Origin of the sequence: Flectobacillus sp. BAB-3569 (assembly GCF_002270355.1) — a bacterium.
Taxonomy (GTDB): Bacteria; Bacteroidota; Bacteroidia; order Cytophagales; family Spirosomataceae; genus Flectobacillus; species Flectobacillus roseus.
Genome location: NZ_NJFZ01000042.1, coordinates 87621 through 110993, shown reverse-complemented (window position 1 = coordinate 110993; position 23373 = coordinate 87621). Strand labels below are relative to the sequence as shown.

The 23373-nt window shown below is 37.5% G+C and carries 17 protein-coding genes; 13 read left to right on the top strand and 4 right to left on the bottom strand.

Features of this window, described 5'->3' with window-relative positions:
• Positions 1 to 137 precede the first annotated feature (137 nt).
• The 9 genes from BWI92_RS25495 to BWI92_RS25450 all read left to right on the top strand — a co-directional run bounded on the left by BWI92_RS25495 (position 138) and on the right by BWI92_RS25450 (position 7509).
• A complete protein-coding gene (locus tag BWI92_RS25495; protein ID WP_095168284.1) occupies positions 138 to 1172 on the top strand; it encodes a sensor histidine kinase in 1035 nt (344 codons plus the stop codon).
• Positions 1162 to 1857, top strand: a complete 696-nt coding sequence (locus tag BWI92_RS25490; protein ID WP_095168281.1) for a LytTR family DNA-binding domain-containing protein — start codon at positions 1162 to 1164, stop codon at positions 1855 to 1857. The genes BWI92_RS25495 and BWI92_RS25490 overlap by 11 nt, the downstream gene beginning before the upstream one ends.
• 233 nt (positions 1858 to 2090) lie before the next feature.
• On the top strand, positions 2091 to 2474 hold the full coding sequence (locus BWI92_RS25485; RefSeq protein ID WP_095168279.1) for a hypothetical protein: 384 nt from the start codon (positions 2091 to 2093) through the stop codon (positions 2472 to 2474).
• 159 nt (positions 2475 to 2633) lie between these two features.
• A complete protein-coding gene (locus BWI92_RS25480) occupies positions 2634 to 3734 on the top strand; it encodes a cytochrome-c peroxidase (RefSeq protein ID WP_095168277.1) in 1101 nt (366 codons plus the stop codon).
• Between the two features lie 31 nt (positions 3735 to 3765).
• Positions 3766 to 4575 carry an MbnP family protein gene (locus BWI92_RS25475; RefSeq protein WP_095168274.1) on the top strand — a complete coding sequence of 270 codons (810 nt, stop codon included), beginning with the start codon at positions 3766 to 3768 and terminating at the stop codon, positions 4573 to 4575.
• 193 nt (positions 4576 to 4768) lie between these two features.
• Positions 4769 to 5851, top strand: coding sequence for a cytochrome-c peroxidase (locus BWI92_RS25465; RefSeq protein WP_229363555.1), 1083 nt, complete (start codon positions 4769 to 4771; stop codon positions 5849 to 5851).
• A 36-nt stretch (positions 5852 to 5887) separates the two neighbouring features.
• Positions 5888 to 6802 carry a hypothetical protein gene (locus BWI92_RS25460; RefSeq protein ID WP_095168268.1) on the top strand — a complete coding sequence of 305 codons (915 nt, stop codon included), beginning with the start codon at positions 5888 to 5890 and terminating at the stop codon, positions 6800 to 6802.
• A 14-nt stretch (positions 6803 to 6816) separates the two neighbouring features.
• Positions 6817 to 7065, top strand: coding sequence for a YHS domain-containing protein (locus BWI92_RS27865; protein WP_205749670.1), 249 nt, complete (start codon positions 6817 to 6819; stop codon positions 7063 to 7065).
• Between the two features lie 105 nt (positions 7066 to 7170).
• The gene (locus BWI92_RS25450; RefSeq protein ID WP_095168266.1) at positions 7171 to 7509 is read left to right on the top strand and encodes a hypothetical protein; all 339 of its coding nucleotides are present in this window, start codon (positions 7171 to 7173) and stop codon (positions 7507 to 7509) included.
• Positions 7510 to 7606: 97 nt separating this feature from the next.
• On the opposite strand, the gene BWI92_RS25445 is transcribed toward BWI92_RS25450, so the two are convergent.
• Positions 7607 to 11344 carry a ThuA domain-containing protein gene (locus BWI92_RS25445; protein ID WP_095168264.1) on the bottom strand — a complete coding sequence of 1246 codons (3738 nt, stop codon included), beginning with the start codon at positions 11342 to 11344 and terminating at the stop codon, positions 7607 to 7609.
• 257 nt (positions 11345 to 11601) lie between these two features.
• Between BWI92_RS25445 and BWI92_RS25440 the strand changes: the two genes are divergently transcribed.
• Positions 11602 to 12345 (top strand): NrtR DNA-binding winged helix domain-containing protein, encoded by a 744-nt coding sequence (locus BWI92_RS25440; protein WP_095168262.1) that lies wholly within the window; start codon positions 11602 to 11604, stop codon positions 12343 to 12345.
• Positions 12346 to 12482: 137 nt separating this feature from the next.
• Here BWI92_RS25440 and BWI92_RS25435 read toward each other — a convergent pair whose 3' ends face one another.
• Positions 12483 to 13814, bottom strand: coding sequence for an FAD-binding protein (locus BWI92_RS25435; RefSeq protein WP_095168259.1), 1332 nt, complete (start codon positions 13812 to 13814; stop codon positions 12483 to 12485).
• Positions 13815 to 13936: 122 nt separating this feature from the next.
• Here BWI92_RS25435 and BWI92_RS25430 point away from each other — a divergent pair, with 122 nt between their 5' ends.
• The 3 genes from BWI92_RS25430 (at position 13937) to BWI92_RS25420 (ending at position 18246) form a co-directional block, all read left to right on the top strand.
• Positions 13937 to 14791: a sugar phosphate isomerase/epimerase gene (locus tag BWI92_RS25430; RefSeq protein WP_095168256.1), complete on the top strand. Its 855-nt coding sequence runs from the start codon at positions 13937 to 13939 to the stop codon at positions 14789 to 14791.
• 78 nt (positions 14792 to 14869) lie between these two features.
• On the top strand, positions 14870 to 15223 hold the full coding sequence (locus tag BWI92_RS25425; protein ID WP_141234931.1) for a hypothetical protein: 354 nt from the start codon (positions 14870 to 14872) through the stop codon (positions 15221 to 15223).
• Positions 15220 to 18246: a DEAD/DEAH box helicase gene (locus BWI92_RS25420; RefSeq protein ID WP_095168250.1), complete on the top strand. Its 3027-nt coding sequence runs from the start codon at positions 15220 to 15222 to the stop codon at positions 18244 to 18246. Before BWI92_RS25425 ends, BWI92_RS25420 begins: the two co-directional genes overlap by 4 nt.
• A gap of 94 nt (positions 18247 to 18340) precedes the next feature.
• Here BWI92_RS25420 and BWI92_RS25415 read toward each other — a convergent pair whose 3' ends face one another.
• Positions 18341 to 19678, bottom strand: a complete 1338-nt coding sequence (locus BWI92_RS25415; protein ID WP_095168248.1) for an alkaline phosphatase family protein — start codon at positions 19676 to 19678, stop codon at positions 18341 to 18343.
• Between the two features lie 191 nt (positions 19679 to 19869).
• Positions 19870 to 23094, bottom strand: coding sequence for a carboxypeptidase-like regulatory domain-containing protein (locus tag BWI92_RS25410; protein WP_095168245.1), 3225 nt, complete (start codon positions 23092 to 23094; stop codon positions 19870 to 19872).
• Between the last annotated feature and the right edge of the window lie 279 nt (positions 23095 to 23373).

Genomic DNA, 23373 nt, shown 5'->3' with positions numbered 1-23373 from the left:
TTAGAATCTATTCAGTAAGTTTGTTCTCTGAATAGTTTGATGATGAATAGCTTTCATTTTTAATAGGACTATTCTTATTATCAAATGGTTAGCTTTGGCCTAGTAACTGGCTGTTAACTACCTAAATTGTATACAACATGATTAAGCAAGCCATCAAACCATATATTGGGCATATCCTTACGTGGACAATCCTTTATTTGTTTCCATATATCATTTTTTTGTATGAACCTAGCAAGCTTCAAAAGCTTGATTTTGCTTTTTTTAAAACTCATACGACTAACATGATTGTCTGGGCGATTATTTTTTATTCGCATCTACTTTATATTGGCCCAAAGCTTTTCTTCTCTGTCAAAAGATGGAAATACTTTAGTGTTTTACTATTTGGAGGGTTGACTTACGCGGGTATCAATTATTTAATTTCGTTGATGGGACCACCACATCCTGTAAAAGTAGGTACACTAGATTTCTTGTTTGCTAGAATTATTGGGCCTTTATTTTTTTACACAATTTGTATTTTAGCAAGTACGATGTTGTTTTTATACAATGAGCAAGCTCGCCAGAAAGAACTATATAAGCAGATGGAGCTTGAGAAAACTGTGGCAGAACTAAATATGCTTAAGCTTCAAATAAGTCCCCATTTTTTGTTCAATACTCTTAATAATATTCGTTGGCTAGTTCGTAAAAGTCATATCAACTCGGAAGATACTATTATTAAACTTTCGGAAATATTACGGTATATTATTTATGAAGTGACTGATTCGAATGTTGACATCAACAAAGAAATAGAACATCTGAGAAACTACATAGAATTACAAGCTTTGCGCTTGCCGATTGAGGGAAAAGTGGAGTTTCAAGTGTCTCCATCTATCAAGCAGTATAGTATTGCACCTTTGCTGTTTATCCATTTTGTTGAAAATGCTTTTAAGTATGGGATAGATAGTAAAAATTCACCAGAAATTATCTTCACCTTACAGAATACCGAGCATGGAATTTTGTTTTTATCCAAAAATAAAGTGCTGTTAAAAAAGACCACTCTCAACTCAGAAGGTATAGGGTTGAGTAATATCAAACGAAGATTGGAGCTATTGTATCCACGAAAACACACCTTAGAAATCAATAATCAAGAGGGCTATTTTGAGGTAAAACTTGAACTTACACTAGATGAAAATTAGATGTATTTTACTTGACGATGAGCCATTTGCGCTCAATATTTTGGAAGATGATTTACTGCAATTTCCAGAAGTAGAAGTACTGGGTAAATTTCATGACCCAAGTGATGTCCTAGACTTTCTACAAACTCAAGAAGTTGATGTGTTGTTTTCGGATATTCAAATGCCTGAAATTTTAGGGACACAATTTGTGAAGTCTTTAGAAAAGCCTCCCTTAGTGGTTTTTACAACGGCTTACAATCAATATGCGGTAGAAGGTTTTGAACTAAATGCGGTCGATTATTTGGTGAAACCTATTCGAAAAGAAAGAATATCAGCGGCTCTTAAAAAGATAGAGGACAGATTAAAATTGAGAGATTTGCCACCACAAGAAGAGCCTCAGCAATATATTGTTGTAAATGCTGAGTACAAAAAAGTCAAGATATTCTACGACGAAATCATCTATATCGAAGGACTAAAAGACTATGTAAAAATCTATATTCATGAAAAAACTTACCCTATTTTAACACGTAGTAATCTGCGAGGAATCGAAAGCCGATTGTCGGAACAAATCTTTGTAAGGATACATAATTCCTATATCGTTAACAAACAGAAAATCACAGGATTCCACCATTCCAAAGTTCTATTATCAAAGCTTGAGTTACCTGTTGGAAAGAAATATATCGACAATATCAAAGCACTCGAATAAGGCAGATATTGAGTCAAAAATTGGATTATTATGATGAAATCATAACAAAAAAGGGATATAACGTTACTAATATTGGAAAGAATAAAACGCCATAACTCCTTAATCCAATTTGTCAAAATACTACTTTATTCAAAACTACATACAAAAGCAAGTATCAGTTGGTCAATTCCTGATTCTTGTCATTTTTTGAAAAAAACGTAGTATGACTCAAATTACAGGTTTATCTTTGCGCCATGGTAAACAAAGTCATAGCAATACTTCTACTGTTTTTACTAAACATTCCGTTGTTTAGCAAGTGGAGTTTTGTGGTGTATTACCAAGTCAACAAAAGTTATATTGCCAAAGAGCTTTGTATCAACAAAAACAGACCTATGCTTCATTGTGATGGTAAATGTTTTTTAGCAAAGAAGTTAAAAGCTGAAGAAGAAAAAGAACAAAAAGCAACCTCTGAGAAATTAGAGAAGATGCCTGAAATAGTACTTTTCTTCGATAACAACCTTGTTGACTTTTCGGGAAATAGCTCTTTTGAAGAGCTTCCTAAGCTCCATTCTTTCTCTTATTTAGAGCCGAAATACGGTTCTCCTCTTCTTGGGATTTTTCAACCTCCCAAAATCTAATCCAATGTTTCCTACAATGTAATGGAATTGCTCGTTTAAGGGCATGGATTGACTATTGCTTTATATTTCAGGATTTTAACTTGCGAGTGTTTAAGTACTTTTTGTGGTACTTTTGCCTACGCTTGTCCATAGATTTCTTAAATACGAATCACGATAGTCATGAAAAAACATTTGTTATTGATCTTAGGGTTATTTGTTGTTGTTGCTTGTCACAAAAAAGCGGACGAACCTAGTCCTGAAACTTTTTTTGTAGCGCCTAGCCATTTCCCCAAGCCTGTATATCCTATTGATTCTAATGTGATTACAGCAGCAGGCTTTGATTTAGGGAAAAATCTATTTTACGACGGAATCTTATCGAAAGATAGCACCATTGCTTGTGGGGAATGTCATCGACAAACCTACGTTTTTACCCATCACATGCACGATTTGAGTCATGGGATTTATGGAAGAGTCGGTCTACGTAATGCTCAATCTTTACAAAACTTAGCTTGGCGTGAGCGTTTTCAATGGGACGGTAAAGCGGCTACTTTAAACGAACAACCTATACTACCGATTGAACATCCTGACGAAATGGATGACGATATCGATAATGTGGTTGCTAGGGTAGGTCGCCACAAAGGGTATCAAGATAAGTTTAAGGCTGCTTTTGGCTCTGAGGGCGTTACCAAGGATCGCTTGCTCAAAGCACTCACTCAATTTATGTTGAGCTTAGTTTCGTATCAATCTCGTTATGACAAATACGTTCTGAAAGATGCATCGGCGAGTTTTACGCAAGATGAGCTTGATGGTATGAGTTTGTTTAACTCAAAAGGTTGCTCAAATTGTCATAAAGGTGTATTGTTTACGGATGAAAGTTTTAGAAATAATGGACTTTCAAAATTCGAGCGAACAAAAATTGAATATGTAAATGAAAAGCCAGTACTCCAAATTGTAGTTGATGAAGGAAGGTTCAGAGTTACAGGAAATGCGAATGATAAATTCAAATTTAAGGTGCCAAGTCTTCGAAATGTAGCAGCCTCTTCTCCATATATGCACGATGGACGGTATACAAGCTTGCTCGAAGTATTGAATTTTTATGATGCGAGCGTACAAGACTACGGAACGTTAGACCCAGTTTTGCGACAATCCAATGGGCGCTTAGGTATTCAGATGACCGCAGAGGAGAAAAGAAAGATTATCGCTTTTCTGAATACACTCACAGACGACACTTTTTTAAAAGACAAACGCTTTGCAGAGCCTGATGGCTTTCCTGTAAGGTAAATCAAAAACATTATAAAAGACATTTTACAAAATGAAATCTTTATTCAAATCATTATCAATTATTGCTCTTACGTTTTTTACGGTAATTTCATGTACTAAAGATGATGTAGAGCCAATTGGCGCAAGTGATAAAAACAATGTAAGTCTTGAGTTTGATAACTTGATGGGCGGACAAAAAATTGTGTTGGGTTCTACCACTGCTAAAAATGCTGCTGGTGAGGATTTTACGATTACTACTCTAAATTATTATATCAGTAATGTTTCATTGAAAAAAGTTGATGGTAGTAAAGTTGACCTCAAAAATCAATATTTTTTGGTTCGTCAAGCAGATAGCAAAACCTTGATTCAATCATTAAAAGATGTTCCTGCGGCTGATTATAAGGAAGTTACCTTTACTATTGGTGTAGATAGCGTAAAGAGTATTTCGCCAGTAGAAGAACGTACAGGTGTATTAGACCCAGCAGGATTCTCAGATGATGGTATGTACTGGTCATGGAACTCAGGTTATATCTTCATGAAATTAGAAGGGACATCGTCAGCAGTAGCTGCAAATGCAGCTGGTTTGAGAAAATATCAATACCATGTAGGTGGTTTTGGTGGTCGTACCAGTGTTACTGCCAATAATTTAAGAACCGTTACGCTTTCATTGCCAAGCACGATGACCGTGCGCAAAAGTATTGCTCCGACGATTCATTTTGTGGCTGATGTAACTAAGGTATTTTCTGGTACTACAACGCTTAAATTGGCAGATGCTGCTGTAATTATGTCTCCTGCACTGGCTACTCCGATTGCCAATAATTACAAAAATATGTTTGTAGTAGACCACGTACATAATGACTAATTAATAACATAGAGGGACAAAAATCTTTGTCCCTTTATCGCTGTTTAGACTAATCAAGATAGCAAGAAATGCTTAGAAGATACGAACTTGAAAAGTGGCTTGAAGGCACTGGAATTGTGTTACTTCCCAAGCCAAGTATTGCCGAAAGGTTATTTGAAATTATCCGTTTGACTACTGAAAGCAGATTAGTTTTTTGGCTATTTCTATTTCATTTATTCTCATTTGGACTATTGCTTGTGGGAATATTATCAATCTACCTGAAATGATGAAATGTGTTCAATTCATATTTTTGATGACTTTTTTAAGTCTGATAGCATGTACAAAATCTGAGACAACGCCAACAATACGCTTCGAGCAACCTAGTAATTTCCCAGCGCCTACTTATGATTTAGCGCGTAATCCTATTACGCCCGAAGGCTTTGAATTGGGCAAAGCTTTGTTTGCTGACCCGCTTTTATCGCGCGACAATACGATTAGCTGTTCAGAATGTCATAGTCAGAGTTTTGCTTTTACACATCATGGTCATGATTTGAGCCATGGGATTGATGGAAAAGTAGGAGCCCGCAACTCGTTACCGATTCAAAATTTGGCTTGGCAATCAGAGTTTTTTTGGGATGGTGGTGTTGGTGACTTAGATTTTGTTCCCCTCGCTCCTATTGAAAATCCAGTTGAAATGGATGAGAAAATTGGAGTTATTCTTGAAAAACTTCGCAAGACTTCCTACTATCCTAGTCAGTTTAAAAAGGCTTTTGGAACAGAAGAAATCAATACACAAAGATTCTTGAAGGCACTTTCTCAATATATGTTGACCTTGGTTTCTGCTGATTCAAAATACGATAAAGTCATGAGAAAAGAAGCAGGGGCAGTTTTTACAGCGGATGAACTGGCGGGCAAAAGTCTTTTTGAACAAAAATGCGCCTCTTGTCATAGTGGTGTTTTGTTTACGAATCAATCCTACCGTAATAATGGCTTGAGAATTCAAGGATCTGAGGATTTTGGGCGAGGAAAAATTACCGAGTTAGAAACCGACAAATACAAATTTAAAGTACCGAGTTTGCGAAACATCGAAGTATCAGGACCTTATATGCATGATGGTCGTTTTTATACCTTGGAGGCTGTTTTGAACCATTATACCGATGACGTTCAGAATACTCCAAATCTAGACCCTGCACTTAAAGGTGGTGTTTCGTTGACAGATGAACAAAAAAAGCAGGTAATAGCTTTTCTAAAAACGTTGACAGACAAGACCTTTTTAGCTGATAAAAGATTGCAATAATCTTAGGGAGGGGTGTCAATTTTTAACTATGTTTTTATGCGATTCAAGATATTTTTACTCATATTCTGTTGTACATTTTTTTACGAAAGCCGTGCTTGTGATATTTGTGGATGCTCCAATGGGAATGCCTTTTTTGGGATACTGCCACAATCTCACCGAGGCTTTTTAGGATTGCGTTATCGCTATTCAAACTTTGATTCGCATCTCAACTCGCAATTACTGAAAACCAAGGAAAGTTTTCATACGACCGAACTTTGGGGACGATTTTATCCATTGAAGAAAGTACAAATTTTGGCTTTTGTACCTTATAACTTTAATGCTCAAACGCAGATTTTACCTAATATTACCAATACTATTCAAGGATTGGGCGATATTACAGTATTAGGTCATTACAATGTGCTAAATACTTTTTGGGATAGTACAGTACACACCGTAAACCATAATTTAATGCTGGGTGTTGGGATAAAAGCTCCAACTGGAAAGTTTAAATATGATTTGAATAGCTCCGAAGAAGTAGCTAATCCTAACTTTCAATTAGGTACGGGTAGCACAGATTTTTTGCTAAATGCCATTTATACAGTTCGTTATGATCGATGGGGGTTGAATACTGATTTGACTTATAAGATCAATACTGAAAATAGTAATCAGTATCGGTATGGCAATAAGCTAACAAGCGCCTTGACAGCGTTTTATGCAAAAGATTTTGGCCAAGGAAATACCCTTATGCCCAATGCTGGCGTTTATTGGGAATATGCTCAAAATGACCATGATAAGGGTATTGTGAACAAAGATACTGGTGGCTATATGGCCTCTGCAAATATTGGATGTGAGGCATTTTTTAAGAAATTTAGCCTTGGCGTAACGCATCAGATGCCTTTTGCACAAGAGTTATCGAGGGGCGAATTAAAAGCAAATGCTCGTACAAGTGCCCATATTACCTTTATGTTTTAATCCAAAATTCAATAATGAAGACAATCTTATGCTCAATGTTGGTACTTGTAGCAAGTTTCCAACAAGCCCCTAAAGACAAAAAAGCAGGGAGTGAAAGTAAAAAAGAGACAGTGGCAATGGAAGCAAAAGATCCCGTTTGCAAAATGCACGCTGAAAAAGATACGAAGTTTACGAGTACCTACAAAGGCAAGCAATATGGCTTTTGTAGCGTAGTATGTAAAGAGATGTTTGATAAAAAACCTGAAAAGTTTGTGAAGAAATAAAGAAAAAGGGCTGGGAATTTCTTCCAGCCCTTTACTTTTGTGAAAATCTTTTGGGGTGTCGCTCTAAAAGTATTTACCTAAATCAACACAAACTATCGCTAAAGCATGAGAAGTACCTATATCATCAGAACAGTTATTTTATTAGGAATGATTTTTATCCTTGTCGACCTTGGCTTCTTTTTAAAAGGTGATTTTCACACTGGGATCAATGATTATTTCAGAATTATTGATTGGAGCTGTTTTGGATATTCTTTATACCAAGTTTTTCAATTGAGTCGCTACCGTTTACCAGACCAGATGATGAACAAGCTGACTGTACGTTTGGTAGCGTTTACTCTGATTTACTTTTTATTTATATTCGTTTTCAAAAGTTATGTTGTTCCAGCAGGAGTGTTTATTGGACATATTTTGATTTTGAGAAATGAGCTAAATCGAATAGGATAAGATTGTTGTAGTTTGCTGATTTTCAGTAGAATTTCTTAAAAATGAATAAGGGGAATGGCACATTTGTGCCATTCCCCTTATTCATTGAGTATTTATGTTACTGTTTTTTACCTTCAAAGCTCATACCCATTGCTTCGAGTTTAACGCCATTGACTTTTCCAGCGTCATCTCTTAGAAATTGTACTTTTGCTTTTCCGTCAGCGTCATATTTATCTGGCTCAAGTTCTGTCAGTGCACCGCCTTGTCCTCCAGCGTTGAGGATGACTTTATTATCTTTTATCTCAACCTCAATGAATTCAAAAGGTAATCCTGTCATTTTGTATTTACCAGCATAATCGCTCAAGTCCTTCGATTTGGTTGGCTCAGCCGCTTGTGCTGGAGCACTATTTTCCAGTTCATCTTTGAAAGCTGTTCCCATAATTACCATCAAAGAACCTTCGGCTTTTGGATTTTGGAAAACGATATACAAATCATGCGATCCTTCTGTTGGATTAATTGGAACGCTTAACGGCGAAGGAGCAAATCCTGCTTTGTCACTGGCTTCCAAGAACGTTGACTCTCCCACTAGCTTACCCGTTGGTGAATCAAGATGAATTTCGACTTTTCCCCCTTGGGCGTTTAGTTGTGCTTTTGGCGCTGCCGCTAATAATTCTAATTGTTTGATATTAGTCAAATCAGCATTTTTCAACACAATGTAAGAACCTGATTTACTTGGAATCATCAATTCATTTCCTCCAAAACTCATTTTTGAAACAGCCTCATATTGGTCATATCCATGTGGACTGATACGTGGGTTGCGCAAGGTAAAAGTTTGTTCAGAGCTTAACGATGGAATACCGTTTGCTCCTTGGTCTTGATAGGATGCACGCAAGATATATACCCCTTGCCCTTTGTCGCCAGCGCCAACTTTTGCAGTAAAGCTACCTTTTGTCGGAAGAGTTTCTTTTGCTTTTTCATCAGCTAAACTCAAGATATATTTTACCATTTCAGCTGCATCACCTGTCGATAATTGTGGGTGACCAGCCATGGCTACTTCGCCCCAAACACCGCTACCACCAGAGATTACTTTTTTAGTCAAACGCTCTAATGCACCTGCATCGCCTTTGTATTTTTTTGCCACATCACGGTAAGTTGGGCCTACCGATTTTTTGTCCATACTATGACAAGCTTGGCAATCACTCGCATCAATTAATTTTTTACCTTTTACCAAACCTGTGCTGGCATCAGCTGAACGGTGACCTTGTGCAATGGTAATTTTGTCAAATCCTTCAGCCAAGTAATCAATATTTACGGCTACTTGTTCTGGTTTGATTTTGCCGTTTTCAAGACTACCATCTTCCTTGTCTTTTACTTTTACTTCATAGTCAAAAGATTTATTAGGGAAGAAGAAGGTCTTGTTACTTTTTGGTAAATCAAAAGACAAAACTGGAGGCTCGTTCCCTGCTGATACTTCCATGGCTTGAGTACTAATGCCACCTTTCCCGTCAGATACAGTCAATGTTACATTGTAAATTCCAGCTTTTGTAAGTGTTACATCGGCTGATGGAGTTGTAATTACTTTATTAAAGCCATTTTTCGAAGAAATTTTCCAAGAATATGTCAAAGCGTCGCCATCTGCATCTTTTGTACCTTTCGAGTCAAGACTAAGCTTGAAAGGAAGTGCTCCACCCATTTGGTTCGCGGCCATTTGGATAGCTGGTTTACGATTACCACCGTTATATTCGATACGAATCAAACGAGCATCGTCGTTGGCTGTAAACCAACCCGAACCGTACTCAAGCATATACAAATCGCCATTAGCATCAAATTCCATATCCATTGGATTACTAAAGCGATAGCTTGGCATAAACTGTTCCATATCGGTCAGATTACCTTGTTTATCCATCGTTACAGCCATAATCCATCCTCGCATCCAGTCATATACCAACAACTTTTCATTGTAGTATTTTGGAAAAGCACGTTTAGCATTTTTGAAATCTTCACTATAAAATACTGGTCCTGCCATAGCATTACGACCACCACTGCCAACTAATGGAAACTCAGCTGAAGCAGCATAAGGATACCAAATAAATGCTTTTTGAGCAGGAGGTAGTACTTTCAAGCCAGTATTATTGGGTGAAGTATTAGTTGGAGCAGCGGCATCCCATTTTTCTAATGAAACATTTTTAACGAAGTCAAATTTATTGTAAGCTTTATTATCACCTACAAAATGAGGCCAGCCAAAATTGCCAGGTTTACGCGCTTGTCCTACTTCATCATGTCCTTCTGGTCCTCGGTCGGCCGCTGGTTTGCTTGCGTCTGGGCCAACTTCACCCCAATATACATATCCAGTTTTCTGGTCAACTGAGATACGGAATGGGTTACGGTGTCCCATCGTATAAATTTCAGGGCGAGTATTTGGCGTACCTTTAGCAAATAAGTTACCTTCAGGAATAGTGTACGAACCGTCATTCGTAGGTTTGATACGAATAATTTTTCCTCTTAAATCGTTGGTATTAGCCGAAGATTTTTGAGCATCCCACGGTGCACGATCAGGGCGTTCGTCGCTCGGACTATAGCCATTTGAGCCGTGAGGGTTGGTATTGTCACCTGTCGAAAGATAGAGGTTCCCCATTTTATCCCACGCAATAGAACCACCTGTATGACAACATTGCTCACGTTGTGTAGGAATATCTAACAAAATCTTTTTTGAAGACATCACTAGTTCATCACCCTTTAATTCAAATCTTGCCAAAACGTTTTTAGACTCTTTCGGGTCTGAATAATACAAATAGATCCAATGGTTTTGAGCAAAATTTGGATCTTTGTTCAAACCCAATAAACCATCTTCAGCTTCAGATACTTTACCCTCTTTATCTTTATATTTTGTACTAACTTCAATGTTTGCTATGGTTTTAAGCTGTTTTGTTTTCAAATTATACAAACGAACAGCTCCATGACGCTCGATAAACAAGATACGTCCGTCATTCAACACGCTCAATTCCATTGGCTCGTTGAGCTTTTCTTCTAAAATAACTTTTGCAAAACGGTTTTCTTCTGGACGAGCTTTTGAAAAATCCAAAGGCTTCGGCGAATCTCCACCCATCACATAGTTTAATCCCGCCCAAACGTGGTCTAGGAAAAGAGGTTCTGCAAAGGTTTCATCGGTATGACCCATAGCAGTATAGAACGAACGACCACCGTCAAATTCGTGATACCAGCTAATAGGATGGTTATCTCCATTTTTGCCACCGATATAACTTTTCTCATCAATTTTTACGACTACATTAATTTTAGGATTAATGTTTTTGAAGCTATAAAACTCATCACTACGTTCAAACTCACTTGGCATATTCTTGGTAGCCCAACTGTTTTTGTCGACTACAAAGAATTTACCTTTTTGAACATTGCTTGGAGTCATTGGGTGGTCAAGAAAATAAGCGCCTGCCAACTTGCCATACCACGGCCAATCATATTCGGTATCCGTTGCAGCATGAATACCCAGATAGCCACCACCTGCTTGAATATAACGCTCAAATTCAGCTTGTTGGGTTGGATTAAGCACGTCACCTGTTGTACTCAAAAATACAACAGCATTGTATTTGCGAAGATTCTCATTGGTAAAAGCATTAGCATCTTCCGTAAGGTCTACAGAAAAGCCTTTATCTTTTCCCATTTTTTGAAAAGCAACTTTACCTACTTCGATAGATCCATGTCTAAATGCAGCAGTTTTGCTGAAAACTAATACTCGTTTACCTACATTTTGAGCATAAGTACCAAACTGAAGAATGGTACAGCCAAAGGCTAACAACAAGAGATTCAGTTTTCTCCATTGATTGAAAAGAAGATTCTTCATTGGAATAGTGTTCTGAAGGGTTGTGTTAATTGGATAAGTTAAATTCTTAAAAGGTATATTTTTATTATTTTCCCATTTTGAGACAATAATACTTGATTTTTTAGAAGTAGCAAAATATTTACATAAATTTGTAATTATCCGCCATGATTGTGTAGACCGATGGTGTAGAGTAAAAAGTAAAATCAAAGTGCTTTGTTTGACAGCAATAAAAGTTATTTTGAGCTTGTAGTTACGAATTAAAAAGTAGAAGGTATCACATGGAGAGAAAAATTGATTTGAATGGTTTTTTGGAAAATAAACAAAATTTTATTCCCCATCTATCAATAGATAGTGTCATTTTTGGTTTTCACCAAGACCAGTTAAAAGTCTTACTTTTGAGGGTTCATGATTCGGGTGTGTGGAGTTTATCGGGTGGTTTTGTTCGGATGGATGAAGGTATCGACCCAGCGGCATTGAGGATTTTAAGAGAAAGAACAGGGTTAGAAAACATCTATTTGGAGCAATATCATACATTTGGTCATGAAGAGCGCTCCAAAAACAATACCTTGGCAGATATTCTTGATTTTGGACATACAGAGGAATTTAGAAATTCTTGGCTCAACAAGCGTTTCGTTTCGATTGGCTATTATGCTTTGGTAGATTTTTCAAAAGTAAATCCAACACCAGATTCCTTCAGCGACAAGGCTGCATGGTTTGATTTAAAGGATTTGCCCCCAATGATTTTTGACCATCGAGAAATGATTGATAAAGCTTTGGAGAGTCTTCGTGCCAACTTGGATACCAAATTGGTGGGATTTAATTTATTGCCTGAAACATTTACTATGCCCGAGCTTCAAAGTCTTTATGAGACAGTTTTGGGGTACCCACTTCGAAGAAATAATTTTCAGCGAAAAATGTTAGGCATGGATATTTTGGAAAGAATCGAAAAACTGTACACTGGTGCAGCCAATAAGGCTCCTTACTTGTACAAGTTTAAAGCACCAAGCATAGAAGCCGTTTAAGTATGAGTTGTGAAAATGACTAGTTCAAGACTTTGTCTTGGACTTATTTTTTAAAACAGTTTAAAAACTGAAGCAAAACCTAGTTCAAGACTTAGTCTCGAACTAGTCATTTTACATTCACAATTCTACCTTAATCCTCAGTACAGATTCTGTTGAATAAATGGATTTTTGAACTTACCTTTTGGGTCGTAGGTAGCCAGTAACTCTTTAAATTGCGGTAATGGTTTGATAAGCGATTGAAGCTTTTTAGGGTTCATAGTAAATAATTTACCCCAGTGCGGACGAGCATTGAATGGTGCTAGTTGCGCTTCGATTAGTGGTAAAAGTTGTTTAACGGCATTCCAATCTTGTTTCCATGTAAAGTGAAAAGCTACGGATGGTTGATGGTAATTGGCACTCATCCAAAGATCGTCGCCAGCCATGGTTCTTATTTCTGAAATAAATAAATGTGGACTTACTTTTTCATGCAGTTTTTCGATAGCCATCATGGCTTTGTAACCATGCTCGAAAGGAACAAAATATTCGGATTGCAATTCTTTTCCACTACTTGGAGTAAAGCCCATTCTGAAATGGGGCATTCGCTCATACCATGGGCCAGATACGCCCATTTGTCCTGTACAGTTTTCCGCCGAAAGGTCCTCTAATGGATGCAGATTGCGTGTGGCCAATTTTGCACCAAAGTACTCCGCATCTGGCGTCGAAACATCTTCGCTTCGTTTTTTCAACCATACTTGATTGACATTTTTATTACGCCAATCTGTAAATAAACTCACGCTATAGCCATTTGAAACGATACTTTCAAAGTTTTTCTCCAAAGCCGACATGGGCATATTTTGATAGACCAACTGTTTCATCTCAAAGGTGTCTTGTAATGCCAAAGTCATTTTTGAAACAATACCTAAACCACCAAGAGCAACTACAGATCCTTTTAATGCATCATTATTTTCGTTTTTTGAAAAACTAACGATATCGCCCTTCGCTGTAATAATGTCGAGGGCTCGTACGCTGGTAGCCAAGTTTCCATTTTTTACACCAGAACCATGTGTTCCTGTTGAACATGCCCCTGCGACGGATATGTGTGGTAGTGAGGCCAAATTTGCTAGCGCAAATCCAGCTTCGTGGATTTCTTTACAGATTTGACCATAGGTGGCACCTCCTTCAATGGTTACTTCTTTGTTTGCTTTATCAATGGATAAAACTTTCTGCATTGATTTCAACGAAATCTGAGCAGCTGGTGTATCAGCAATGCTATTGAAAGAGTGTCTGCTACCCAAGCCACGAATAATGGGTGTTTTTTTGACAAGCTCTTGTGCTTCTGCAATCGTCTGGGGTTCGAAGTATTGTTTGGCATTGTATTGTAAGTTACCTGCCCAGTTGGTGCGAGGAGTATCGTTAGCTAGTATCATTTTGGGTAAAAAAGCGCTTCCCAACATCAGGGAAGAAGATTTAAGAAAGGTACGTTTATTCATAGTTAATAAGGGGATTTGAAATTTTGATTATTTTAATACTAAAGCAAGATAAAGTATTAATTATTAAAGAGTAATTTGCGGAAAACTTACTGTACATACCCCTTCAAAATTCCTGATTAATTATGAGAAAAATTTCACATTTACAGCTTTTGTTGTTTTTGCTGTTAGGCTTAAACACGTTCGGACAAAAAACCAAAAAACTTTACACATTTCCTATTGGTGCGCAAGCCTATACTTTTAGAAATAGCTTTCCAAATGGAGTAGTAGCCACACTCGATACCATCAAAGCCCTAGGAATCACCGAACTAGAAGGGAATGTTCCAAAAGGAATGGAAGCAACGGAGTATCTTAAATTATTGAAAGATAGGAATATAAAGGTTCCTTCGACAGGTGCTGGGTATGAAGAGATTGTTGCAAATCCTATGAGTGTGGTTGAAAATGCCAAAAAACTAGGTGCAAAGTTCGTGATGGTGGCATGGATACCTCACAAGGATGATTTTGATATTTTTGAAGCACAACAAGCGGTAGAAGATTTTGATAAAGTCGGAAAAGTTTTGGCTGAAAATGGTATTACTTTCTGTTATCACATTCATGGATATGAGTTTATTCCGTATCAGGATGGAACGCTGTTTGACTTCATAGCTCGACGTACCAATCCTAAGTACGTTTCTTTTGAGCTAGATATGCTTTGGGCGTTTCATGGTGGCGCCAATCCCGAAGGACTTTTGGATAAGTATCCCACTAGATTCAAAATGCTTCATGTAAAAGATTTACGTAAAGGCGTACAAGGAAACCATTCTGGTTCGACTCCCGTAACCAATGATGTGACTTTAGGCACTGGGCAAATCGACGTTGCGGGTATTATCAGAAAGGCCAAGAAGTTAGGAATTAAGCACTATTTTATCGAGGATGAAAGCCCTATCCAAAATATTCAAGTGCCACAAAGTATTGCCTATTTGAAAAGCTTGAAAGAATAAGTCAGAGGGTTGAGATAGGTGTTGCTTTGCGATTTTCACAAAAAAACTGTATCTATGTAGCTCAATCCAACAGACTTTGTGATGAATTCAGTACACCGTTCGGCTTTTGCGAATGACCCTCGAAATGTTTATACGATTCCTGCTTTTAGTATCCATCTCCTCAACGAAATTTTGATAATTCAACATAGCGAATCTGTCCCTGATACAAGTATCAGGGGCTTTTTTGATTTACCAGTTGGTCATATCGAAATTAATTGGGTTGTATTTGAACATCCGATGGGTTATTTGATACAAGTCAACATGGTGGGAGATTCCTTGCAAACGCATTGTAATTGTGGGAGTTCTAAACTCAAAATGTGTGATCATCAGGCGCAGGCTTTGCACAATGTACATAAGCATCAAGACTTACTGATTTTTTTGATGAAGCATTGAGGTTTAGAAAAATACGAGCCAAAGCGTATGATTATGGTTTGGAAGCTGAACCTGATTTGATGAAGTATTTTCGCTTACATTATCAGGAAAAACAAACATATATTCTACCCAAAAATCCTGCCCTTTTTGCTTTTACCAACGACACAAAAGTGGTATTGCAAGACCAATTGCTGTCGGCAAATCATTGGCAACATTTGTCCAATACACAAGGGCAAGAAAATCTGATTGTAGTTTTTAAACTACATAAATATTTTGATCATTTTCATTTAGAGCTATATCAAGCGGATTTTACCAAGGAGGGAAAACCTAAAAATCCGCTGATTTCACGAGCACCTCTTGATAAAATTTGGCAAATTGACCAACCCGACGTATTGAAGTTTTTTATGGCTGTGGCTCGCTTTCAGCATAATTATGAGCAGACGCCTCCCGAAGAGGATTTAGCTAGTTTGAAAGCACTTGTCAAAAATCCTTTGGCTTTACCGATTTTTTATCATAATCATAAAACTTCTGTCAATATTGCCTCACAGTCGATTGTGCCTGTGCAATTGAGTACGCTTCCCATCGAGCTACAGTTGGAGGTCTTTCAGCAAAATGAGATGTATGAAATAAAGGTATACCTTCAAGTAAATGGACAGGTATATCCTCTGCAAGACTTGACTTTAAAATTTGGCTATTTTATTCAAATTCATCAAACGATGTATTTGGTAGATAATCTTCATTTTCTCAAAGTAATTGCCTTTTTTAGAAGACATAATTATTACCTCGTCTTACATGAATCAAAATATACGGAGTTTCAAAAAGAGATTCTTGATCCGCTTGAAAGACATGTTCGTGTCAAATATTCCTATTTAAAACCAGCAAGCCCTGAGCAAATTCAAGAGGTAAATCTCAATCAAGCTTTGGTTAAGATGATTTATTTATCTGAATATGAGGACTATATCTTGCTGACGCCAACGATGGTTTATGGCGAAGTAGAAATTCCTGTTTTGTCCAAAAAACAACTTTATGCCATTGACCGAAAAGGCAAACCTTTTACATTACCACGCAATGAACCAGAAGAGCAACGATTTTTAGGAATATTGATTCGTCAACATCCTGATTTTGAGGAACAATTACATCAGGAGAGTTTTTATTTACACCGAAAAAGATTTTTAGAAAATGAATGGTTTTTGGATGCCTTTGAGGTTTGGCGAGAACATCAAATCAAAATTCTAGGATTTAATGAATTTAAGAAAAGTAGATTAAACGCGCATAAGGCTAATGTGAGTGTGGTGGTTAATTCGGGGATGAATTGGTTTGATACGACCATTAAAATTCAGTTTGGGAAACAGAGAGTTTCGTTGAAGCACCTACAGAAAACAATTAAAAACAAGGAAAAATATGTTACTCTCGACGATGGCTCGTTGGGTATTTTGCCTGAGTCATGGGTTTCAAAATTTGCGGAATATTTTCAAGCTGGGGAAATAGTCGAAGAAACTTTACGAGTTCCACAATCCCGTTTGGGAAGTCTTGAAGAACTTTTTGATGCCGAAATGTTGACGCAAGAACTCAAAGCTTTAAGTAAAGACTTTAAAGATAAGATTGAAAATCTTGACAAGATAGAGCCTATCCAAGTTACCTCTTCACTTCATGCTCAGTTGCGGAGTTATCAATCTGAGGGTTTGAATTGGCTGGCTTATTTGAATCAGTTGAGTTTAGGAGGCGTTTTAGCCGACGATATGGGTTTGGGCAAAACGCTTCAGGTATTAGCCTTATTTTTATGGCAAAAAGAAAAAAGCATCCTCAAAACAAATTTGGTGGTTGTGCCTACTACTTTGATTTTTAACTGGTTAAAAGAAATTGAAAAGTTTGCGCCTACTTTAAAGGTGCTAGTCATGCACGGACCAAATCGTCCTGAAAATACACTTGGTTTTGAGGAATACGATGTTGTTATTACGACCTATCATACACTTTTGTCTGATGTAAAGTTTTTACGAAAATACCTGTTTAATTATATTGTTTTGGATGAGTCTCAGGCTATTAAGAACCCTGAATCACAGCGATATAAGGCTGTTTGTATGTTGCAAAGTCGACATCGTTTGGTGATGACAGGAACGCCCATTGAGAATAATACCTTCGATATTTATGCGCAGTTTTCTTTTGCTTGTCCAGGACTTTTGGGAACAAAGCGGTTTTTCAAAGAATACTATTCCATGCCTATTGATAAGTTTAAAGACTTGCCAAGAGCTCAAGAACTACAACAAAAAATCAAGCCTTTTGTCCTTCGAAGAACCAAACAACAGGTAGCCAAAGAACTTCCCGAAAAAACTGAAATGGTACTTTACTGTGAAATGAGCACTGAGCAAAGAAGGGTTTATGAAGCTTATGAGCGAGAGTTTTGGGATTATTTGAATACAAAAAAAGAAGGGGATATTCCGAAGGAAAGATTACATATTTTACAAGGTTTGACCAAACTCCGCCAGATATGCAATTCGCCTGCTTTGTTGAGTGATGAGGAGTTTTATGGTCATGAATCGGCCAAATTGCAAGTTTTGATTGAAGAAATAGAAAACAAATCTCCGAAGCATAAAATATTGGTTTTTTCACAGTTTGTAGAAATGTTGGAGTTGGTTAAGAAAGAATTGCAACTCCGAGATATCCCTTTTAGTTATCTGACAGGACAAACCACAAATCGCTCAAAGGTGGTGGAGCAATTTCAGAATGATGACCAAATTAGGGTATTTCTGATAAGCTTAAAGGCTGGTGGAATAGGGCTTAATCTTACCCAAGCCGACTATGTATATTTGATAGATCCTTGGTGGAATCCTGCCGTAGAAAATCAGGCGATTGACCGAGTGTATCGGATAGGACAGCAAAAAAATGTGGTGGCTGTTCGTTTGATTTGTCCAGATACCATTGAAGAAAAAATGATGACATTGCAGGCTAATAAACAACATTTGGCGAATGAGCTTATCAAAACTGACCAAGATATGTTGCAAGGAATGACCAAAGATGATTTATTGAACTTGCTAAAACATGGATAGATAGGATTTTTTGTTAAAAAACAATCTTGTAAAAATGCAAAGGTGCTAAAACAATCATTTTATGTTTCAGTGCCTTTGCATTTTTTCTTAAAACTTATTTTACTACACTTGGATACAAAACACCGTCAAGGTTGGTCATTGATAGTCCCAACAATTTTGCCACAATTGGCGCAATATCTTCGAGTCCCATCGTTGGAATTACCACATCAGATTTTATATCAGCGCCGTAAGCGATGAATCCTGTTTCTATTTCTTTGAAATTAGGGAAATAGCCATGTGTTCCGCCTTTGGCTGGTTTTAGGAATGGTTCTTCAAAAGAATCTGAGAACGAAAATCCTTGTTTGGCTGTCAGTGCAAGAGCTGCTTCTGGGTCAGCGCCAATAGCTTGGTAATCTTCTGGCTTTACTATCTCAAATAACTTTTTAGTGCTAGCTGGCAAATCTGTCAAGATTTGCTGAACCTGCTTAAGTGTTTGCTGGTCATTTTTATCTTTCAAATACAAAAATGCCATTCCGCCTTGTGGATGGAAAGTGGCTTTCCAATTTCCTCTATCCTTCTTCTTTTCCATCAAACCAGCTTTTACAAGCCATGTATTAGGTGAAAGTTGTGCATGAATATCCACAAATCCATGATCACCAACAATCAAAAATGTAGTACTATCCTTGATACCAGCACGTTCGGTAGCTTCCATAATTTTACCTACAGCACGGTCAGCACCTGCGATAGCTCTCATGACACTTGGACCATTACGACCTTCTTTATGTTCAAAATGGTCTAGGTTGAAAATATGTACAGTCGTCAAATTAGGTTTGTATTTTTCTAATACATAAGCCGCCATACGAGCAATATTTTCATCCATTGTCAAGTAATCGCTATCCATCGCTTTGGCAGTTAGTTTACCCGTTGCTTCACGCTCAATTTCTTCAAACAACCCTTGTGGTTTGGCAAATTTGCGCATTTGAATTAATGGGTCAGCTACATTTTTTTCAATTTCAGTTTCTGGAATATTATAATCTACGGTTTGTGTACCCACTGTTACAGGCCAGTGAATAGAGGCTGTTTTTAAACCTTTTTTATGCGCTGCATCCCAGATTGTTTCTGATTTAATCAGGTTGTTTTCCCAGTTCCAACGACCAGTTTGTCCAGTTGGCTCAAATGGAGTATTATGAAAAATTCTGTGTTTGTTTGGTAAAACTCCTGTTACAATCGTAGTGTGCGAAGGATAAGTAACAGTCGGAAATACACCTCTTACACCATCCGAAGAGGCACCGTGTTGAGCCATTTCATGAAGGTTTGGCGTAGGCCACTCAGCCTGACGATAAAAGTCTGGACGAAAACCGTCAATACTAATAACAACAACATACTTTGATTTTTGGGCAAATGTTATCGAAACCGTGGTCAACAATAACATTAGAAAAATAGCTTTTTTCATTTTTGAATATTTAAAGGTAGGATTTTGAAAGAAGGCTGTTAGAGTATAAACATGCCCTAACAGCCTTAAGGAGTATGAGTGCTGAATTGTGAATGATGAATTGTGATTATAAATATCTAATTATCAGAATTTTAATCTTAAAGTCAAATTGACAACTTGGTAAGATATGATGAGTTCACAATTCACACCCACTAGAATGCGTATCTTAAACCAAGTTGAATACGCCAAGGAGTTCCACCTGCGGTTGATTGCTTACGACCAGCGCCACTTTCCACAGTGTAGGTATAGTTTTTAGTTGTCTGATCAAAACCAGTCATCGTTACCAAGTTGATATTACCATGGTTATAACTTACACCTTGAGTTTTATCCAAAAGGTTCATGAAGTTGAAGCAGTCGGCAGATACTGAAAGTGTTCTACTAAGAATTTTTATATCTTTTGTTAAACGTAAATCAACCGTGTAGTAAAATGGATTTACACCACCATTACGCTCTGCTACTTTACCAATGTTTTGTCTGATATAGTTTTTAACACTTTCTGTAACCTCGGGATTATCCAATAATCCTTGAATACCTTTTCTGATTGGTTCTGGAACGCTTGGGTTATTTGGGTCAAATACAAAAGCTAAGTCATTTGTTAATACGAAGTCACCATTCAAACTTTTATTACCACCTACCATGAAAGAGTAGCGAGTACCTCCAACACCATTTAGGATAGCACCTAATTGGAATCCTTTTACGCTTGGAGTAGCCGCCGAAATCACTAATTTGTCTGAAAATTGGTCATCAGAGTATGAAACTGTTTGGTCACGAGGGTCGTCTACAACTGGTCTGAAGGTCGAAGTGTTAGCTACACAACAGTTGAAAGAGGTATTATCTTTTGTGTCATTTTTGGTGTAACTAATTGATAAATAGCCATCTTGGCCGATTTTCATACTAGCATCCAACACAATAGCGTATTGGTCTAATACACCTGTCGACTCTAATTCTAACACACGACCAAGGTTTTTATCTTTTCTACCTTGAGTCCAGTCTGTTGAGCCATTGGCAGGAATAGTATTAGCAGGAACGTAAACACCACGGTTAGCTTCGTTACTCAATCTGAAATAAGGCTCGTCAACAATGTTTCGGTCATAATATACATAGTTGTTGACAGTTTTTGACCAAAGTAAGTTTACCCCAGCTCTAAATCTTTCGTTGAAAAATCTATTGTACGAAAGGTTCATTTTGTAAATAGAAGGTACTTGGAAATCCTTGCTTACTGCGTTGATTGTAGATACATAACTTGCTCCCGCAGGAATGCCTGGAGTAGTAGCAGGATTGTTGCGATACGAAACAAAATCTGGGAATGGTACACCAGCACCTGAAATGTCGATTGAGCCTACCATTGTTCCACTGTTTTGGATATTGTTCAATTGCAGGTACGAAACTGGTTGTGCCGAGAAAATACCACCACCCAACTTAACAATATCTTTTTGGCGACCTTTTACGTCCCATGTCAATTGGAAACGAGGTTGGATATTGTTATAATCAGCTAAAGTATTGTTTGTTTTGATACCTAAACTTGTTTCGGTCTTAGGATTAGCATCGCCTTGACGGAAAAAAATTGTGGCATCATAACGCAAACCAAGCATGGCACTCAAATTTGGTGTTGGGTTAAAATCAACTTGAGCAAATAGTGCTAAGTCAAGCAATGATTGTTTAACAGCTGGATTTACCAATGGAACTTCTCTCGCATAACGACTTGGTTTTTGGTCGATGAAATCTTGTAAGCTATTGAAGAAAAAGCGACCGTTCATTTCGTTTACAATTGTTGAATTCAAAAACGTCAACATATTGTCAGTACCGAATTTGTAGTTGAAGGCACCCTTGCGCAAATAGGTCGTATTGGCTAATTGGATCGTTTTATCTCTTGTTGTTTCAGTACCAAAACGTTGTCCACCAAACTGTACGGTTCTAGTTTGTGTCGCACTCGGATTACTAGCCGTTGGAATTACAGAACGTACTGTAATAATTGCTCTAGGAATATTGGCACTTGGCAAATCATCATTTACGATATAATCACGCGCAACTGTTTGATATTGCACTTTCAATTCGTTGGTGATGTCTGGACTCAACGATGAACGTAACGAAACTAATGAGCTATTTTCTTGAGACTTAAAGCCAATCCAACTTTCGAGTAAGTTAATATTCGAGTTATCTGATGAAGAATTTGGACTCAGCCAAGTAGTAAGGTTATTACGGAAAGTAAGTTTGTTTTTATCATTAATCTGCCAATCCAAACGAACAAAAAGTGCGTTAGCTTCTGTTTGTCTAGAGAAATCGCCATACTGTTGGGTACTCTTCATACCATATTTTGCCCTTGCAACCTCGATTAATTTATCTAAGTTTTCTTTCGTAATCCCAAAATTTTGTTCTTGCGTTTGGTTATAAACTGGTGCAATCTGATAAGGAATCGTTTCTGTCTGGCGGTCATAAGCTACGAAGTAGTGAAGTTTATCTTTCACAAGCGCTCCACCTAAAGAGAATCCATATTGCTTTTGATCAAAAACTGTAGTACGAGGAGTTCCATTGATATTGTACTCACTAGCCAAAGGGAAAAGCTTGTTTCCTAAAAAAGTAGCTTGATTGGCACGTTGGAAGAAAAAGGCAGAACCTTCTGTTTTGTTTGTACCATTTTTGGTAACAGCATTTACCGAACCACCCCCTTGACGACCCTGTGTGACGTCGTAGTTATTGGTTGAAACCTGATACTCACGAATTGCTTCTTGTGAAATGGTATAAGGTCCATTACCGATTGCGCCGTTGGTGTACATATTACGAGCATTTACACCATCCATCGTTACGTTGGTCGAAGAACTTCGTTGACCACCAAAACTGCCATTTTTACCTTGTAATGGAGACAATGCCGTTAGAGCCGTAAAGTTTCGTCCTTCCATAGGCAATTGCTTCATCTGAAGAGAGGTCACAGCGATAGCTGCTCCAGCACGTTCGGTTTCTTTGTTGACAAAATTGGCGCTTACTACAACTTCTTTCAGTTCTGTATTACTTTGCTTTAATTGAGCATTAACTCTCAATTTATCGCCTTGGTTCAAAACATAATCTGTGAATTTTGTAGTTTGATATCCCACAAATGAAATTGTAACCGAGTAAGGTTTACCAAGTGGCAATTGTTGAAGTTGAAACTCCCCTTGTGCATTGGTAACCGTTCCGGTTTGAAAACCTGTCGATTCGTTGCGAACCTTCACTGAAACACCGGGCATAATTTCGCCACTTTCATCAGTGATTTTTCCTAAAATCGTTGCATCCGTACCTTGTGAAAATGAATTAAATGAGATAAACAATACAGAAAAAATAAGGAAAGTCTGTAAGTGTTTGACAAGGTTTGAGAAATTTTTTGACGTAGTAAACGTGAGCATAAACGTGTATGTGTTTTGTTGAGGCCACAAAAGTATGATTACATTTTATGCTGTCTATCTGCTTTTTCTAATGTGAACAAATTTTCATTTTGAGGTAATCTATGTTTAAAATACCTTGATTTTTAGGGACTTTCTAAGTATGATTTGATATTCTTCCGATAAAATGTTTTTAATGAGTCGTATTAAAATAAAAAATCCCCACCGAAGTGAGGATTCCTATAACAGCGTTAGATATGTTCTGACACCAATCAAATTTCAATACGTAATAGGTCGTCAAAC

Excerpts from the sequence above, each read along its gene's own strand:
- BWI92_RS25495 (WP_095168284.1), top strand. The coding sequence starts at position 138 with ATGATTAAGCAAGCCATCAAACCATATATTGGGCATATCCTTACGTGG.
- BWI92_RS25490 (WP_095168281.1), top strand. The coding sequence starts at position 1,162 with ATGAAAATTAGATGTATTTTACTTGACGATGAGCCATTTGCGCTCAAT.
- BWI92_RS25485 (WP_095168279.1), top strand. The coding sequence starts at position 2,091 with ATGGTAAACAAAGTCATAGCAATACTTCTACTGTTTTTACTAAACATT.
- BWI92_RS25480 (WP_095168277.1), top strand. The coding sequence starts at position 2,634 with ATGAAAAAACATTTGTTATTGATCTTAGGGTTATTTGTTGTTGTTGCT.
- BWI92_RS25475 (WP_095168274.1), top strand. The coding sequence starts at position 3,766 with ATGAAATCTTTATTCAAATCATTATCAATTATTGCTCTTACGTTTTTT.
- BWI92_RS25460 (WP_095168268.1), top strand. The coding sequence starts at position 5,888 with ATGCGATTCAAGATATTTTTACTCATATTCTGTTGTACATTTTTTTAC.
- BWI92_RS27865 (WP_205749670.1), top strand. The coding sequence starts at position 6,817 with ATGAAGACAATCTTATGCTCAATGTTGGTACTTGTAGCAAGTTTCCAA.
- BWI92_RS25450 (WP_095168266.1), top strand. The coding sequence starts at position 7,171 with ATGAGAAGTACCTATATCATCAGAACAGTTATTTTATTAGGAATGATT.
- BWI92_RS25445 (WP_095168264.1), bottom strand. The coding sequence starts at position 11,344 with ATGAAGAATCTTCTTTTCAATCAATGGAGAAAACTGAATCTCTTGTTG.
- BWI92_RS25440 (WP_095168262.1), top strand. The coding sequence starts at position 11,602 with ATGGAGAGAAAAATTGATTTGAATGGTTTTTTGGAAAATAAACAAAAT.
- BWI92_RS25435 (WP_095168259.1), bottom strand. The coding sequence starts at position 13,814 with ATGAATAAACGTACCTTTCTTAAATCTTCTTCCCTGATGTTGGGAAGC.
- BWI92_RS25430 (WP_095168256.1), top strand. The coding sequence starts at position 13,937 with ATGAGAAAAATTTCACATTTACAGCTTTTGTTGTTTTTGCTGTTAGGC.
- BWI92_RS25415 (WP_095168248.1), bottom strand. The coding sequence starts at position 19,678 with ATGAAAAAAGCTATTTTTCTAATGTTATTGTTGACCACGGTTTCGATA.
- BWI92_RS25410 (WP_095168245.1), bottom strand. The coding sequence starts at position 23,094 with ATGCTCACGTTTACTACGTCAAAAAATTTCTCAAACCTTGTCAAACAC.